At 71.8% G+C, this 15,327-nt stretch carries 13 protein-coding genes; 8 read left to right on the top strand and 5 right to left on the bottom strand.

The features are described from left to right. Positions 1-40: 40 nt before the first annotated feature. On the bottom strand, positions 41-2,365 hold the full coding sequence (locus PX701_RS17795; protein ID WP_275507043.1) for an arylsulfatase: 2,325 nt from the start codon (positions 2,363-2,365) through the stop codon (positions 41-43). A 225-nt stretch (positions 2,366-2,590) separates the two neighbouring features. Between PX701_RS17795 and PX701_RS17790 the strand changes: the two genes are divergently transcribed. Next, a complete protein-coding gene (locus tag PX701_RS17790; RefSeq protein WP_231429486.1) occupies positions 2,591-3,025 on the top strand; it encodes a DUF6325 family protein in 435 nt (144 codons plus the stop codon). A gap of 2 nt (positions 3,026-3,027) precedes the next feature. Next, positions 3,028-3,381 carry an SHOCT domain-containing protein gene (locus PX701_RS17785; RefSeq protein ID WP_231429488.1) on the top strand — a complete coding sequence of 118 codons (354 nt, stop codon included), beginning with the start codon at positions 3,028-3,030 and terminating at the stop codon, positions 3,379-3,381. Positions 3,382-3,454: 73 nt separating this feature from the next. Here the strand turns inward: PX701_RS17785 and PX701_RS17780 are convergent, their stop codons facing one another. Continuing rightward, positions 3,455-5,065, bottom strand: coding sequence for an MFS transporter (locus PX701_RS17780; protein ID WP_275507042.1), 1,611 nt, complete (start codon positions 5,063-5,065; stop codon positions 3,455-3,457). Between the two features lie 186 nt (positions 5,066-5,251). Between PX701_RS17780 and PX701_RS17775 the strand changes: the two genes are divergently transcribed. Genes PX701_RS17775 through PX701_RS17765 form a run of 3 tightly spaced genes read left to right on the top strand, consistent with a single transcriptional unit; the run spans position 5,252 to position 8,322 of the window. Further along, entirely contained in the window at positions 5,252-6,394 is a 1,143-nt protein-coding gene (locus PX701_RS17775) for a type III polyketide synthase (RefSeq protein WP_275507041.1), read from the top strand. A 7-nt stretch (positions 6,395-6,401) separates the two neighbouring features. Then, complete coding sequence (locus tag PX701_RS17770) at positions 6,402-7,172, top strand: methyltransferase domain-containing protein (protein ID WP_338029126.1); 771 nt, start codon at positions 6,402-6,404, stop codon at positions 7,170-7,172. A gap of 19 nt (positions 7,173-7,191) precedes the next feature. Beyond that, positions 7,192-8,322, top strand: coding sequence for an FAD-dependent oxidoreductase (locus PX701_RS17765; RefSeq protein ID WP_275507040.1), 1,131 nt, complete (start codon positions 7,192-7,194; stop codon positions 8,320-8,322). A gap of 13 nt (positions 8,323-8,335) precedes the next feature. Here PX701_RS17765 and PX701_RS17760 read toward each other — a convergent pair whose 3' ends face one another. Then, positions 8,336-8,776 carry a nitroreductase family deazaflavin-dependent oxidoreductase gene (locus tag PX701_RS17760; protein ID WP_231429497.1) on the bottom strand — a complete coding sequence of 147 codons (441 nt, stop codon included), beginning with the start codon at positions 8,774-8,776 and terminating at the stop codon, positions 8,336-8,338. A gap of 78 nt (positions 8,777-8,854) precedes the next feature. On the opposite strand from PX701_RS17760, the gene PX701_RS17755 reads away from it, so the two are divergent. Then, complete coding sequence (locus tag PX701_RS17755) at positions 8,855-9,739, top strand: LysR family transcriptional regulator (protein ID WP_231429498.1); 885 nt, start codon at positions 8,855-8,857, stop codon at positions 9,737-9,739. A 60-nt stretch (positions 9,740-9,799) separates the two neighbouring features. Here the strand turns inward: PX701_RS17755 and PX701_RS17750 are convergent, their stop codons facing one another. Together PX701_RS17750 and PX701_RS17745 are read right to left on the bottom strand one after the other, a co-directional pair. Then, the gene (locus PX701_RS17750) at positions 9,800-10,510 is read right to left on the bottom strand and encodes a type 1 glutamine amidotransferase domain-containing protein (RefSeq protein WP_275507039.1); all 711 of its coding nucleotides are present in this window, start codon (positions 10,508-10,510) and stop codon (positions 9,800-9,802) included. 90 nt (positions 10,511-10,600) lie between these two features. Next, positions 10,601-12,037, bottom strand: coding sequence for a PucR family transcriptional regulator (locus PX701_RS17745; RefSeq protein ID WP_231429501.1), 1,437 nt, complete (start codon positions 12,035-12,037; stop codon positions 10,601-10,603). Positions 12,038-12,173: 136 nt separating this feature from the next. Between PX701_RS17745 and PX701_RS17740 the strand changes: the two genes are divergently transcribed. Together PX701_RS17740 and PX701_RS17735 are read left to right on the top strand one after the other, a co-directional pair. Continuing rightward, positions 12,174-13,271, top strand: a complete 1,098-nt coding sequence (locus tag PX701_RS17740) for an alcohol dehydrogenase catalytic domain-containing protein (protein ID WP_231429502.1) — start codon at positions 12,174-12,176, stop codon at positions 13,269-13,271. Between the two features lie 134 nt (positions 13,272-13,405). After that, entirely contained in the window at positions 13,406-14,779 is a 1,374-nt protein-coding gene (locus tag PX701_RS17735; RefSeq protein ID WP_338029127.1) for an APC family permease, read from the top strand. Positions 14,780-15,327 lie beyond the last annotated feature (548 nt).

Below are 15,327 nucleotides of genomic sequence, written 5' to 3'. Positions count from 1 at the left end.
AGCTGCTCGCCGAGGCATCCGTGTTCGGTGATGAGGTCGGCTACTCGCGCGCGAACGCCGCGAGGGCCTCGAGCTCGAGGTCGAGGTACTGCTCCTCGCTGACGTCGATGGCGACCCCGAGCAGCGTGCCGCCCGTGAACGGGAAGGAGTCGGTGTACTGGCTGCTCACCGCGTCGCCGCTGTCGTAGCCGATGCAGAGGCCGTCGCCGCACAGCGTGAACTTGCCGACCTGCGCCCGCATCGGCCCCTCGGCGACGACCTGGTCGTCGACGTAGAGCTTGCAGGTGCCGATCGACTCGCCGTGCTCGCCGGCGCTCTCGCGGACGAACTCCATGCCGAGGGCGTGCTTGCCGGGGGTCAGCGCCTCCGACCTGAACGCCTGCTCGGGCGGGATGCCGAGGAAGTTGTACACGTAGTTGAGCTTGCCGTCCTTGATGAACAGCGAGTGGCCGCCGAAGCGCGAACCGTGCGCGAAGAGCACGCCCTGCGTTCCCGTGTCGACCTCGACGTCGGCGATGATCTTGAACGAACGGCCGCGCACGTTGACCGCGACCGACTCGGGCACGGCGCCGGTGTCGGGGTAATAGACGTAGCGCGAGCGCGGCGGCTCGGACTGGGGCCGCTCGATCGTGAGCTGCTCGCGCGCCGACCGGTCGTCGAGCGGCAGCACGTGGTTGCGCTCGGCCTCCTCGAACCAGAGGTCGACGAGCTCCTTCAGCTTCTCGGGGTGCTCGGCGGCGAGGTCCTTCGCCTCCGAGCGGTCCTCGTCGACGTGGTAGAGCTCCCAGCGGTCCTCGTCGAAGCGCCCGTGCCCGGTGAGCGGCGCGTGGATGCTCGCCGCCTTCCAGCCGTCCTTCCAGATGCCGCGCGTGCCGATCATGGTGTAGTACTGCACGTGCTTCTCGGTCGGCCCATCGGGTTCGGCGTCGAAGCTGTACTTCATCGAGACCCCGTCGAGCGGTCGCTGCTCGACCCCGCGGAACACCTCGGGGAACTCGATGCCGATGACGTCGAGGATGGTCGCGACGATGTCGGTCGAGTGGTGGTACTGGTGGCGGATCTCGCCCTTGGCCTTGATGCCGGCCGGCCAGTGGATCACCATCGGGTCGCACGTGCCGCCCGAGAACTGGGCGTAGCGCTTGAACATCTGGAAGGGCGCCGAGAACGCCGCGGCCCACCCGGTCGGGTAGTGGTTGTACGTCTCGGGCCCGCCGAGCACGTCGATCTTCGAGAGGTTCTCGGCGAGGTCGTCGGGGAACCCGTTGAAGAACTTGTTCTCGTTGACCGAACCGTCGGGCGAACCCTCGCCCGACGCGCCGTTGTCGGCGCAGTAGAAGATGAGCGTGTTCTCGAGCTGGCCGGATGCCTCGAGGTAGTCGATGATGCGGCCGGTCTGCACGTCGGTGTACTCGCTGAAGCCCGCGAACACCTCGGCCATGCGGCTGAACAGGCGCTGCTCGTCGGCGGAGAGCGACTCCCACGGCTTGACGTAGTCGGCGGGGTTCGCCTGGTCCTCGGGCAGGGGGTTGAAGGGTGTGAGCTCGGTGCCCTCCGGCAGGATGCCGCGCTCGATCATGCGCTCGAGCACCCATGTGCGATAGGCGTCGTAGCCGTCGTCGAACAGTCCCTTGTACTTGTCGATGTACTCCTGCGGCGCGTGGTGCGGCGCATGGTTGGCACCCGGGCAGAACCAGGTGAACCAGGGCTTCGAGGGGTTCGAGGCGTTCTGGTCCCGGATCATGCGGATCGTCTGGTCGGCCAGGTCCTTCGAGAGGTGGTAGCCGTCTTCGGGCGAGTAGGGCTGCTCGACGAACCGGTTGTCCTCGACGAGGTCGGGGTACCAGTTGTTCGTCTCGCCGCCGAGGAACCCGTAGAAGCGGTCGAAGCCCATCGCGAGCGGCCACTGCGCCTTGCTGCCGCCGGCCGAGATGTCCTCTTCGGGGACGTTGTGGTTCTTGCCGACCCAGAACGTCGAGTAGCCGTTCTGCTGCAGCACCTGGCCGATGGTCGCGCACTCCTCGGGGATGCGACCGGACAGGCCCGGGAAGCCGTTCGTGCCCTCCATGATCACGCCCATGCCGTTGGCGTGGTGGTTGCGCCCGGTGAGGAAGGTCGACCGCGTCGGCGAGCAGAGCGCGGTCGTGTGCCACTGCGTGTAGGTGAGCCCGTTCTTCGCGAGCCGGTCGAGCGTCGGCATGTTGATGCGGCCGCCGTACGGCGACCACGAGGCCATGCCCGTGTCGTCGTACAGGATGACCAGGATGTTGGGCGACCCCTCGGGCGCCTTCGGCAGCTCGTACGGCGACCAGTCGGCCACCGAGTCGCGGACGTCGAGCTTGATCGTCCCCTTGAATTCCTTGGACATGTGGAGTGCATCCCCTCGTCGACTGCACGGGCGGTCCGCCCTTCGGTCGACGCTACTCGGCGCGCGCACGGCAGGGAAGGACCATCGCGTTCCGTGTGGCCCGAACGGGGGCCGCCCCGTTCGCCTTGAGCGCAGCGCGCGTTGTGGCGGCTCGTGGGCGTCGGGGTTAGTCTTCGGATGTCGCCGGTGACCGCCGGCGGCGCATCTTCGAACCCAAGGGGAATCATGGCGGAGTTCGAGTACGGCCCGGTGGAGCTGTACCTGGTTGGATTCGAGGGGGACCGGCTGGACGCCGGCACGGTGGAGGCCCTCGAGGAGCTGGTCGAGGGCGGCGAGATCCGCCTGCTCGACCTCGTGATCGTCTCGCGCGAGCCCGACGGTTCGGTGCGCATCGTCGAAATCGAAGACGAAGGCGAGTCGTACGGCTTCGGCGTGCTCGAGCTCGAGCAGTCGGGCCTCGTCGGTGCGGAGGACGTCGACGACTTCGCCGAGCTCATCCCTCCGGGCACCTCGGCGGCGCTGGCCGCCTTCGAGCTCGTCTGGGCCAAGAAGCTCGCATCGCGCTTCGCCCAGGGCGGCGGCGTGGTGCTGTCGACCGAGCGCATTCCCGCGCCGGTCGTCAACGAGTTGCTCGCTCAGGCGAGCGGTGAGGAGAACTGATCATGCCTCTGCGTCGAATGGGTCGTCCCGGCCTCATCGGCATGGCCGCGCGCACGGCGGTCGTCGCGGGCACCGCGACCGCGGTCTCCGGCAACGTGGCGCGTCGTCAGAACGAGCGCGCCGAGCAGAAGTACGAGGCGCAGGCCTACGAGCAGCAGCAGGCGGCCGCGCAGCAGCAGGCCTACGCCGAGCAGGCCGCGCAACAGGCCGCCGCCCAGCAGGCGGCTGCGGCACCCGCGGCCCCGGCCGGCGGCGTCGACGTCGTCGCCGAGCTGCAGAAGCTCGCCGCCCTGCAGCAGCAGGGCATCCTCTCGGCCGACGAGTTCGCCGCCGCGAAGGCGAAGCTGCTCGCCTGAGCGCCTCGAGCGCGAACGACGCGGATGCCGCGGGCCCCTGTGGTCCGCGGCATCCGTCGTGTTCGCCGCCGATTCAGGCGGACGTCAGCGCCGCCGTGTCGCGGCGGCCGGGCAGCCGGCGGGTCGCGGGGAGGGCGGCGAGCGCCGCCACCGCGCACGCGAGCATGCCGACCTTCACGCCCCAGAGCTGCGACGCCGCGTAGTGCTCGACGAGGTCGTCGACCTGTTCGGCCGGGTAGCCCGCCTCGAGGAGCGCCGCCTCCGCCTCCGCCGGGGTGACGTACTCGAGGCCCTGCGACACCTGGACGGTCGCCTGGTCGCGCACGGCCGACTCGAGGTCGGGATCGGCGGCGATGAGCCCGAGCACCGACGACGCGAGCGCCCCGACCATCAACGACCCGATGAGCGCGGTGCCGAGCGATGAGCCGAGGTTCTGCGCGGTGTACTGCAGGCCGCCGGCCTCGCTGCGGGCCTCCGACGGCACCGACGACTGCACGACGTTGCCGAGCTGCGACGCGAGCAGGCCTGCGCCGAGACCGACGAGCGCCATGCCGATGGCGAAGGGCGTCGTCGCGAGCACCGGCTCGATCGTCGCGATGATCACGAGGCAGGCGAGCACGATCGTGACGAGTCCCGTCCGGACGAGCGCGCGGGCGCCGAGCGCCGCGCCCAGGCGTGCGCCGATCGCGGCGGCGGCGAGCATCGCGATCGACGTCGGCAGCAGCCGGATGCCCGTCTGGAACGCGTCCATGCCCTGGGTGACCTGGAGGTAGAGCGGCACCGCGAAGAAGATGCCGAGCAGCACGAGGTTCTGCGCGAGCAGGCTCGCCAGCCCCGAGCGCAGTGCGGGGATGCGGAGGTTGCGCACGTCGAGCAGGGGCACGCGTCCGCGAGCGGCGACCCTGCGCTCCCAAGCGAAGAAGCCCCAGAGCACCAGGAGCCCGGTGCCGATCACGAACGGGGTGAGTGCGAAGCCGAACGGGGTGATCGGCGACTGGAGCGGCTGGAGCCAGCCCCAGGTGCCGCTCTGGAGGACGCCGATGACCACGAGCGCGAGCCCGAGCGCCGAGAGGAGCGCGCCGACGAGGTCGAGGCGGAATCGCTCGCGAACGTGGTCGTCGGTGATCCACCGGCTCACCGCGAGCACGAACACGACGAAGACGACCTCGCCGGCGAAGACCCAGCGCCAGGAGTACTCGGTGGTGAGCCAGCCGCCGAGGAGCGGGCCGATCGCGACGCCCGCGCCCGCGACCCCGCCGATGATGCCGTATGCGCGCGCCCGGGCCGGCCCTTCGTAGCTGCCGGCGACGAGTGCGGCCAGGGCGGGCAGCACGAGGGCCGCGCCGGCGCCCTCGATGAACGACCAGCCGACGATGAGCACCTCGACGGTCGGCGCGATCGCCGTCATGAGCGAGCCGATCGCGTAGATCACGAGCCCGATGCGGAAGATCCTGAGCCGGCCGAAGAGGTCGCCGATCTTGCCGCCCGTGAGCATGAGCGCGGCCATCACGAGGGCGTAGAGCGTGATCGCGAGCTGGATCGTCGACACGGTGGTGTCGAACTCCTCGACGAGCTGGCTGATCGAGACGCTCATCACCGAGCTGTCGAGCACCATGATGAACTGTGCGATCGCGAGCGGGATCACCGCGCGCGAGGCCTGCTTCGCCGCCGGTTCCGTGTCCATCGCATCCCCGCTCCGTGCGCCGTCGAACCGACCGCTGCGATCGTGACTGCATGATACGGCGGGCGGCCGGCGCGCGGATAGACCCGTATTGCGGGGACGGGACGACGACGCGCGGCGGACGGGGCGGCGGCGCGGGATCGGGACCACCCCTTGCCGTCCGCTCCCTCGACGACCCTACGATGGGGCATGACCGTCGCACTGCGAGGACTCTCCACCGCCGTCCCGCCGACCGTGCTCGTGCAGCCCGAGGTGCGCGACGTGTTCGCCGCGCAGCCCGGGCTGAACCGGCTCGCGCAGCGCATCATCACGACGAGCTTCGACGTCTCGGGCATCGAGACACGGCACACGGTGCTGAGCGAACTCAGTCGCGACGCGCACCCCGACGAACCCGTGTTCTTCGACATCGCGTCGGGCGAGCTGCTCTTCCCCGGCACGAAGGCGCGCAACGAGCTCTACGCCGAGTACGCGACCGGCCTCTACGTCGCCGCGGGTCGCGCCGCGATCGACGCGACGCCCGGCGTGGAGGCCGCCGACGTGACCCACGTCATCACGGTGAGCTGCACGGGCTTCTACGCGCCCGGGCCCGATTTCATGATCGCGCGCGAGCTCGGCCTCGACGCGGGCGTCGAGCGCTACCACCTCGGGTTCATGGGGTGCTACGCCGCGATCCCGGCCCTCCGGCTCGCCGCCCAGCTGTGCGAGGCGGATGCCTCGGCCGTCGTGCTCGTCGTCTCGGTCGAGCTCTGCACGCTGCACCTGCGATCGTCGAACGACCCCGACACGATCGTGGCGTCCTCGCTCTTCGCCGACGGCGCGGGGGCCGCCATCGTCACCGCCCGCGAACCCGAGCCCGGCGAGCGGGCATTCGCGCTCGACCGCTTCGCGACCCGCATCACCCCGACGGGTGAGGGCGACATGGCCTGGAAGATCGGCGACCACGGCTTCGAGATGGTGCTCTCGAACGCGATTCCCGCGATCATCGACGAGCACATCACGGGGGCGCTCGAACCGCTCTTCGCCCACGACGCGGCGCTCGCCGAGGCGCTCGAGACGGATGCCTCGGGGCAGGCGGTCGAGCACTGGGCCATCCACCCGGGCGGTCGCAGCATCCTCGACAAGGTCGAGGCGAGGCTCGTGCTGAGCGAGGCGCAGCTCGTGCCGGCGCGCGACACGCTGCGCGACTTCGGCAACATGTCGAGCGCGACCGTGCTGTTCGTGCTGCGCCGCATCCTCGACGGCGACGCCGCCGGCGGCGACCGGGTCGCGGCGATGGCGTTCGGTCCGGGACTCACGGTCGAGTCGGCGCTCATGACGGTGCTGCAGGCATGAGGGAGCGGTGCTGACCGTGCGGAAGGACGGCGGGCTCTGGCGGTCGCTCGGCTCGCGAGACGAGTCGGCCCGCGAGCTGATGGACGACCCCGGGTGCGACCCCGAGATGCTCGCCCGCACCTTCGAGCAGTTCCGGCTCGTGAACCGGGTGGTCTCCGGCGGCGGCTCGGTCTACCGCAACTGGATCCGGCCCCGTCTCTCACCGGTCTGGACGACCCGGCTCCTCGACGTCGGCACGGGCGCCGCCGACCTCCCGCGCCGGTGGCTCCGGCAGGCGTCGGCCGAGGGCATGCGGCTCGAGATCACCGCGATCGACCCCGACCCCCGCGCGCTCGCCGCGGCCAGGGCGGCCGCCGACGCCGACCCCGCGCCGGGGCTCGAACTGCTGGGCGTCACGACGGGCGAGCTCGCCGAGGCCGACCGTCACTTCGACCTCGTCGTGTCGAACCACATGCTGCACCACCTCGACGGGCGGGAGTTCGGCTCGTTGCTCGCCGACTCCGAGCGTCTCGCCGAGCTCGGCGGAACCGTCGTGCACGGCGACATCGAGCGCAGCCGGCTCGCGTACGCGGCCTTCGCCGCCGGCACGCTGCCGTTCGCGGCGAACCTGCTGCGCGACTCGTACATCCGCGTCGACGGGCTGGCGTCCATCCGTCGCAGCCACACCGCGGCCGAGCTCGCCGCGGCGCTGCCGCCGGGCTGGCGGGTGCGCCGCGCCGCGCCGTCCCGGCTCGAGGTGATCTGGCAGGCGGATGCGGCGGGCCGCCCGCGTCACTGATCGAGCCGGAGGCGAACGGATGGGCGAGGTCGACGTCGTGGTGGTCGGCGGCGGCGCGGTCGGCCTCATGACCGCCTGCCTCGCGGCGTCGCGCGGGCTCGACGTGGTCGTGGTCGAACGGCGCCTCGAACGCTCGACGCGGCCGAAGGCGATCGGCGTCCACGCGCCGGGTGTCCTGGCGCTCGCAGAGGTCGGCGTGGCCGCCGGACTCGAGCGGCAGGGTGCGCGCATCACCGCGGGGGAGGTCGGATGCCTCGGGCGACGGCTCGGCCGCATGCGCTTCGCCGGAGCCTCTGCGGTGCTCTCGGTGCCCCAGCACGTCGTCGAGGCGGCGCTGGAACGGCGCCTCGGCGAGCTCGCGCCCGGGGCGATGCGCCGCGGCTACGAGGTCGTGCGACTCGTGCCGGGCGCAGACGGCGTGGTCGCGCAGCTCGCCGACGGCGCGGAGATCGCGGCGCGATGGGCGGTGGTCGCCGACGGCGTGCGCAGCTCCACGAGAGCGGGCCTCGGCATCGCCTGGCGGCGCCGACCCGGCCGGGCCGTGTACGCGATGGCCGACGTGGCCGGGCCGGGCGATGAGGTGGCGCGGCTGTTCTTCGAGCCGGGAGGCGTGGTCGAGGCGTTGCCGCTGCCCGGCGGCCGCCGGTGGGTCGCCCACCTCGGACGCGCGACCGATCGCGGCGACCCGGTCGCCCCGTCGCGCTTCGCGGCGATCGTGCACGAGCGCGTGGGCGTGCGACTCGACGACCGGGCCGTCGAGCCGAGCACCTTCGAGGCGAGGCAGCACCTCGCCGGCCGGTTCGACCGCGGCCGGGTCGCACTCGCGGGCGACGCCGCGCACGAGGTGAGCCCGATCGGCGGGCAGGGCATGACGCTCGGGTTCCTCGACGCGCTCGCGCTCGGCGACGCCATCGGCGAGGCGGCCGCCGCCGAACGGCGGGGCGCCCCGATCGAGCACCCGTTCGCCGGTTACGGTCGTCGTCGTCGCCGCGCGGCCCGGCGGGCGTGCCGCCGCGCGCGCTTCAACATGGCGATGGGAGCTCCGGCACGAGGCATCCGGCTCGTCATGCGCAACAGCGCGGTGCGGCTGCTGGGGGTGCCGCCGATGCGGGGACTGCTCGCGCAGGTGTTCACGATGCGCGGGCTGTGACCGCGCGCCGGCGTCAGAGCACGACTCGGGTGAGCACGAAGACCGGGATCAGCCGGTCGGTCTTCGTCTGGTAGTTCGCGTAGTCGGGCCAGGTCTCGTTCGCGCGCGCCCACCACTCGTCGCGCTCGGCGCCCTCGACCTCGCGCGCGACGTAGTCGTGCTTCCGATCGCCGTCCTGCAGTTCGACCTCGGGGTGCGCCTTGAGGTTCCAGTACCACTGGGGCTGCTCGGGCGAGCCGCCCTTCGAGGCGACGACCGCGTACTCCCCGGCGTGCTCGACGCGCATGAGCGCGGTCTTGCGGAGCTTGCCGCTCTTCGCACCGCGGGTCGTGAGCACGATGATCGGCCGACCGCGCAGCGTGTTCGCTGCGGCGCCGTCGGACGCCTCGAACTTCTCGGCCTGCTTGCGGGCCCAATCGGAGGTGCTGGGTGCGTACTCGCCCTCGAGCGGCATGGAGGTCTCCTTCGTGTTCGATCTCCTCTCGACAACCGAGCCGGGGCCCGAGTTCTTCCCTGTGGCAGAATCGCCGCGATGGCGGCTCACGATCTCGAGCATCTGCGCACCTTCCTCACCGTGCTGCGGGCGGGGTCGGTGAGCGAGGGCGCCCGCCTGCTCGGCCTCTCCCAGGCCACCGCGAGCGCGCACGTGCAGGCGCTCGAGCAACGACTCGGCACCGCCCTGTTCGAGCGGACGCACGGCGGGGTCGTGCCGACGCCGCGGGCGGTGGCGCTCGGCCGCCGCATCGCCGGACACCTCGATGCGCTCGACGACGTGCTGGCGCCCGCCGTCGCCGGCGATGCGGTGACGATCGACCTCGGCGGCGCGGCCGAGTTCCTCGGCGAAGTCGTCGCGCCGAACATCGACCGGCTCGCCGACGCCTCGTCCGTGCGCGTCCGGATGCGGTTCGGACTCGCGGAACCGCTGCTCGACGAACTGCGCGCGGGTCGCCTCGACCTCGTCGTGAGCTCGGTGCGCCCGGCGCAGCGCGGCCTCAGCGCGGCCCCGCTCGTCGACGAGGAGTTCGTGCTCGTCGCGGCGCCGGCGTTCCGCCCGGCCGGACTGCTCGCCGAGGCGGCGCTCGCCGAGATCCCGGTGCTCGCGTACGGCGAGGAGTTGCCGATCGTGCGCCGGTACTGGCGGTCGGTGTTCGGTCACCGGCCCGACGAGCTCCGCGTGCGCGCCGTGCTGCCCGACCTCCGGGCGATCCGAGCCGCCCTCGTCGCCGGCGCCGGGATGTCGGTGCTCCCGACCTACCTCGTCGCCCACGAGCTCGCCGAGGGCGAGCTCGTGGTGCTGCACGAGCCCGAGTTCGCCCCGCTCAACACGCTCTACGTCGTGACGCGCGCGGGAGAGCTCGAGCGGCGCGAGCCGCTGCGGTCGATCGCGGCCGCGCTCCGCGAGATCTCGGCCGGCTGAACCTCCGATGCGTTCGGGTTTCGGGCTTCGGGACGCCGGTGGGCACCGGCGCCGACGGGTTCAGGCCGCGCGCTCGCCGAGGGCCTCGAGCAGGGCGCCGGCGACCGCCTCGCTCGACTGGGGGTTCTGCCCCGTGATCAGGTTGCCGTCGCGCACGACGTGACTCGACCAGGCGGCACCGCCTTCGACGTGCGCGCCGCGCTCGGCCAGCGCCGATGCGACGAACCACGGGGTACCCGCACCGAGCCCGCCGGTGCGTTCCTCCTCGTCGGTGAACACGGTGAGGGCCCGGCCGGCGAAGGCGAACCCGCCGTCGGCGAGCGTCGCGCTGAGCAGGGCCGCCGGACCGTGGCAGAACGGCGCGATGAGCACGCCGGCGCGGTCGGCCGCGACGAGGGCGGCGCCGACGGCGGGGTCGTGCGCGAGGTCGACCATCGGACCGTGGCCGCCCGGCAGCACGAGCGCGTCGTAGTTGGCGGCGTCGAGGTCGCCGATCGCCGCCGGTGCGGCGAGCTCCGCGGCGATCGACTCGAGGTAGCCCTGGAACTCCTCGACCTTGGCGGCGTCGCCCACGATCTCCGGCGACAGCGAACCGGGGTCGACGGGCGCCGGGGCGCCGCCGGGCGTCGCGAGCGTGACCTCGGCTCCCGCCGCGGTGAGCGCGCGGTGGGCGACGACGAGTTCCTCCGCCCAGAATCCGGTCGGGTGGGTGCTGCCGTCGGCGAGCTCGATCGCGTCGGCGGCGGTGACGATCATGAGGATGCTGGTCATGGGGTTCCTTTCGACGCCGACGAGTCTCCCTCCGAGGCATCCCCCGCCGGCATCGGAATTCCGATGGCGGGCATCGCCTGGCGCGCTGGCTCAGCGCTCGAGCGCCCGCAGGGCGAGCCACGCGGCGGCGCGATCGTCGGGGCTCGACAGCGACAGCCCCGACCGTTCCTCGATGCGGGCCAGCCTGGAGGCGAGCGTCTGCCGGTGCACGCCGAGGGTGGCGGCCGTCGTGCCGAGGGCGCCGTGCTCGGCGAGGTAGACGCGCAGGGTCTGCAGCAGCTCGCCGTGGGCGCCGTCGTCGTCGCGCAGGCCGTCGAGCAGTTCGCCGATGCGCGCCGTCCCGTCGCCGTCGAGTCGTTCGAGGACGTACGCCACGGTGGGCAGGGACCGGTACCGAACGACCGTGCGGGCATCGGCGACGGCGGCCTCGTGCGCCTGCCGTGCCTCGCCCGCGCTGCGGGCGAGGCCGTCGCCGGGAGCCGACGAGCCCAGGCCGAGGCGCAGCACGGCGCGGCCGTCGAGTGCGAACTCGTCGACGCGGCGGGCGAACGCGTCGACGTGGTCGTCGCGCAGGAATCCCAGCACGCGCTCGTGCGCCTCGGTCACGACGTGCACGGCGCCGAGTTCGTCGAGCCACCGCGTCACGAGCCGTTCGAGGTCGACGGCCTTCGAGCGGCTCGAGAGGGCGAACGCCGTCAGGCTGCGTTCGCGCACCCCCCACCGCCCGAGCAGCGCGGATGCCTCCGCACCGCCCGCGAGCAGGGTGTCGACCATGACCGCACGGCCGAGGCGTTCGGTGCCCGTGTGGTCGTGGGTGCGCAGCACGAGGTCGAGCAGGGCGGCGACCTGCGACGCGAGGTCGCGGCTCCGGCTCGTCGAGCCTTCGCGCGAGGCGATGACGAGGTGGGCGGTGAGGTCCTCGCCGGGCCCGACCGGGTGCACCTGCAGTCCTGGATGGCGCACCCGCACCGGCCGATTGAACGCGACCGCGATCGCATCCTGCACGTGCAGCCCGCCGGCGCCCGCGGTGGTGATCACTTGGCCGTGCACGTCGACGAGCACCGCCCAGCCGTCGATGCGATGCGCGAGCTCGGCGATCACGGCCTTCGCTCCGCCCCGGCGGGCGACCTGCGTGAGCACCTTCGTGCCGGTCGTCACGAGCCGGTCCTCGGCCGCCTGGTCGGTGGCCAGCAGCGCGACGAGCGTCGGGAGCAGGGCGTCGGGCGGCGTCGTCGCGCCGACGATCGCCGTCGCATCGGCGTTCGCGACGGCTGCGCGCAGCTCTGCGGTGTCGCCGGTCGTCACGAGCACGGCGGCCGCGAGCTCGGCGGCCCGGTCGTCGCCCGCACCGATTGCGGCGGCGAGCTCGCCCGGCCGGCCGACGACGAGGGTGGCGAAGGCCGGATGGCCCACGACGGCGAAGTCGGCGAGCGGCACCGCGGAGTCGACGGGCACCGACCCGTCGAGACGCCCGGCCACGAGTTCGGCACCGACGTGCGCTGCGATGGAGTCGAGTCGGCGCGCCACGACTCGATTGTACGAAATGTCGATCAGCTCACGCTCGACTCACACTTCTTCGCAATGACGTGAGTGGGGCGGCCTGCCTACCATCGCCATGCCCGGGCACGAGATCCCGCCCGGACGAGCGATCCGAAGGAGCATCATGAAAGCCATCGTCTTCCGTCAGCCGGAGACGCCGATCGAGGTCGCCGAGGTCGACCTCGCCGCCCCGAAGGCCGGCGAGGTCCGCGTGAAGATCGCCGCGGCCGGGGTCTGCCACTCCGACCTGCACGTGAAGCGAGGGGAGTGGGACGCCCCGGCACCGCTCGTCATGGGGCACGAGGGCTCGGGCGTGGTCGTCGAGCTGGGCGAGGGCGTCACCTCGCTCGCCGTCGGCGACCACGTCGTGCTCAGCTGGGTGCCGCCCTGCGGCGAGTGCCGGTACTGCCGTTCGGGCCACGAGGCCCGCTGCCAGAAGGTGGCGACGGTCGTCGCACCCAAGGGCGTGCTCTTCGACGGCACGTCGCGCCTCGAGCAGGCCGGCCAGCCGGTGCACCACTACCTCGGGGTCTCGTCGTTCGCCGAGGAGGTCGTCGTGCCGGCATCCGGTGCCGTGAAGGTGCGCGACGACGCCCCGCTCGACGTCATCGCCGTCGTCGGCTGCGCCGTCGCCACCGGCGTCGGTGCCGTGCTCAACACCGCCGCCGTCGAGCCCGGGGCGACCGTCGCCGTCATCGGCTGCGGCGGCGTCGGCCTCAATGTCGTGCAGGGCGCGAAGCTCGCGGGCGCCGAGCGCATCATCGCGATCGACGTGCTGCCCGAGAAGACGCAACTCGCCCTGCAGTTCGGCGCCACCGACCGCATCGATGCCTCGCAGGCCGACGCGGTCGAGCAGCTCTTCGAGCTCGTCCCCGACGGGGTCGACTACGCCTTCGACGCCATCGGCCGGACCGTGACCACCGAGCAGGCCATCCGCATGCTCGGTCTCGGCGGAGCGGCGGTCATCGTGGGCCTCCCGCCGACCGGTGCGAAGGCCTCGTTCGAACCGCTCGTGCTCGCCGAGGCCGACCAGCGCATCCTCGGCTCGAACTACGGTTCGGTGCGCCCCTCGATCGACATCCCCGCGCTCGTCGACCGATACATGGACGGCCAGCTGAAGCTCGACCCGCTCATCTCGGCGCGCCGCCCGCTCGCCGAGGCCGCCGAGGCGTTCGACGAGCTCGAATCCGGCGAGGCGCTGCGCACGCTGCTCATCCCGTAGCACCCGACGTCCCACCCGTTCCGACGCACCCCCACCCACCGCCCCGACTCATTGGAGAGTTGCCCATGTCAGCCCCCACCCAGACCGGCGCCCCCGCGTCGGCCCCCGTCGACGCCGGCCTCCGCCGCGGCGTCATGAGCGGGCCCGAGCTCGCCGCCCAGGCCATCGCCAACATCGCACCGAGCGCGGTCATCGCGTTCACCGCTGCCGGCATCTACATCGGCGCCGGCAACGGCACGATGCTCTCGTTCGTGCTCGCCACCCTGGTGATCCTCGCGGTCGGCTACTGCGTCGCCGTCTTCGCGAAGCGCCACGCCTCGGCCGGGTCGCTGTACACCTACGTCGCGAAGGGCCTCGGCCCGTTCGGCGCCTACCTCGCCGGTATCGCGCTGCTCGTCGGTTGCTGGGGCATCGCCGCGGGTTCGCTCGGCGGCGCGGTCTCGTACATGAACCAGTTCCTCGTGCTCATCGGCATTCCCGCAGAGGGCCTCGGCTGGTCGATGGCGCTCGCCGTCGTGCTCGGCGGACTCGCCACGCTCTTCACGATCCGCGGCATCCGGCTGTCCGCGCGGGTCTCGCTCGTGCTCGAGCTCGTCTCCGTCACGATCATCCTGATCCTGCTCATCCTCGCGCTCGCCTGGGCCGGGCCGGCGGCGTGGGACCCGGCGCAGTTCTCGCTCGACGGGGTGCCCTTCCAGGGCGTCGCCGCGGGCATGGTGCTCGGCATCCTCGGCTTCGTCGGGTTCTCGTCGGCCGATGCGCTCGGCCGCGAGGCGAAGAACCCGTACACCGCCATCCCCCGGGCGATCATGTGGAGCGCGGTCACGGTCGGCATCCTCTACGTGTTCTCCGCGTACACGCAGATCGCGATCCTCGGCGAGGACCTCGCCACGGTGGCGAGCCCGCTCGAGGCCATCGCGACGCAGATCGGCATGCCGACGTGGTTCGCCCCGATCCTCACCTTCGGCGTCGGCGCGTCGTTCTTCGCCGTCGTCGTGGCCCCGCTGAACGTCGTCGGGCGCATCATCTACGTCATGGGCAAGGAGGGGGTCGTCGCCGAGCGATTCGGCCGCACCCACGACACGCACCTGACCCCGCACCGCGTGCTGCTCATCGCGGGCCCCGCGGCGATCGCGCTCGATCTCGTGCTGCTCGCGATCGGCGTGAACCCGATGGACATCGTCGTCTGGGTCGACACCTACGGCACCTACGGGTACATGGTGGCGTACGCGCTCGTCGCGATCGCCTGCGTCGCGTACACGCGCCGCGAGAAGATGCGCAACGGCCTCGTGTGGTTCTGCGCCGTCGTCTCGGTCGGTGCGATGGCGTACGTGTTCTTCGCGAACGTGTGGCCCGTGCCGGCGTGGCCGCTCAACGTGATCCCGTACCTGTTCCTCGTCACGATGATCGCAGCGATCGCCTGGTACCTGCACCTCGCCAAGCGTCGGCCCGAGGTCATCGCCAACATCGGCAACACCGAGACGGACGCGCTCGAGGGCGTCGGCTAGACACCGCTGCGACCACCCGACGGCGCCCCTCCGACCAGGAGGGGCGCCGTCGACGCGTCTCCGGCACGCAGCCGGCTGCGGGCACGGCGACCGCCGCGGAGCCGGGCGTCGCCCGAGGCGCCATGACGGGTGGATGTCGCGCCCGGATGCCGCCGGCCCGGCCATGCCGGACGGGCGCGACACGCCCGGGATGCACGGCCGATTTGTCGCATCGGGACCCTGCCGCGTAGATTCTTTCTTGTCGCCACGGCGGAGCGGAAAGCGAGAAGCAGACCGGCCGCGAAGACGATGATCTTAGCCAAATAACCTCGAAGGCGCAGTATTGCGACTCGGTGATTTCAAGCCTAAGATGAAACCTCACCTCAATTGATGTCACGGCCTCCGGGTTGGTGACTCGAACGCATGTGATCCGATCGTGTATCGGAGGCCGGCGAAGAGGTGGTATGGTTGACAGGTTGCCCTGAGGGCAGGTCGAGAGACTGAAACTCGGGTGCGTCCGTTCCTTGAGAACTCAACAGCGTGCACTATGTTCAATGCCAATTTATTGA

Origin of the sequence: Agromyces chromiiresistens (assembly GCF_029167465.1) — a bacterium.
GTDB lineage: Bacteria > Actinomycetota > Actinomycetes > Actinomycetales > Microbacteriaceae > Agromyces > Agromyces chromiiresistens.
Note: the sequence above shows the minus strand (reverse complement) of the source record. Positions and strands in the feature narration are given on the sequence as shown.

Excerpts from the sequence above, each read along its gene's own strand:
- PX701_RS17755 (WP_231429498.1), top strand. The coding sequence starts at position 8,855 with ATGGCGGCTCACGATCTCGAGCATCTGCGCACCTTCCTCACCGTGCTG.
- PX701_RS17780 (WP_275507042.1), bottom strand. The coding sequence starts at position 5,065 with ATGGACACGGAACCGGCGGCGAAGCAGGCCTCGCGCGCGGTGATCCCG.
- PX701_RS17740 (WP_231429502.1), top strand. The coding sequence starts at position 12,174 with ATGAAAGCCATCGTCTTCCGTCAGCCGGAGACGCCGATCGAGGTCGCC.
- PX701_RS17750 (WP_275507039.1), bottom strand. The coding sequence starts at position 10,510 with ATGACCAGCATCCTCATGATCGTCACCGCCGCCGACGCGATCGAGCTC.
- PX701_RS17735 (WP_338029127.1), top strand. The coding sequence starts at position 13,406 with ATGAGCGGGCCCGAGCTCGCCGCCCAGGCCATCGCCAACATCGCACCG.
- PX701_RS17765 (WP_275507040.1), top strand. The coding sequence starts at position 7,192 with ATGGGCGAGGTCGACGTCGTGGTGGTCGGCGGCGGCGCGGTCGGCCTC.
- PX701_RS17785 (WP_231429488.1), top strand. The coding sequence starts at position 3,028 with ATGCCTCTGCGTCGAATGGGTCGTCCCGGCCTCATCGGCATGGCCGCG.
- PX701_RS17760 (WP_231429497.1), bottom strand. The coding sequence starts at position 8,776 with ATGCCGCTCGAGGGCGAGTACGCACCCAGCACCTCCGATTGGGCCCGC.
- PX701_RS17795 (WP_275507043.1), bottom strand. The coding sequence starts at position 2,365 with ATGTCCAAGGAATTCAAGGGGACGATCAAGCTCGACGTCCGCGACTCG.
- PX701_RS17790 (WP_231429486.1), top strand. The coding sequence starts at position 2,591 with ATGGCGGAGTTCGAGTACGGCCCGGTGGAGCTGTACCTGGTTGGATTC.
- PX701_RS17775 (WP_275507041.1), top strand. The coding sequence starts at position 5,252 with ATGACCGTCGCACTGCGAGGACTCTCCACCGCCGTCCCGCCGACCGTG.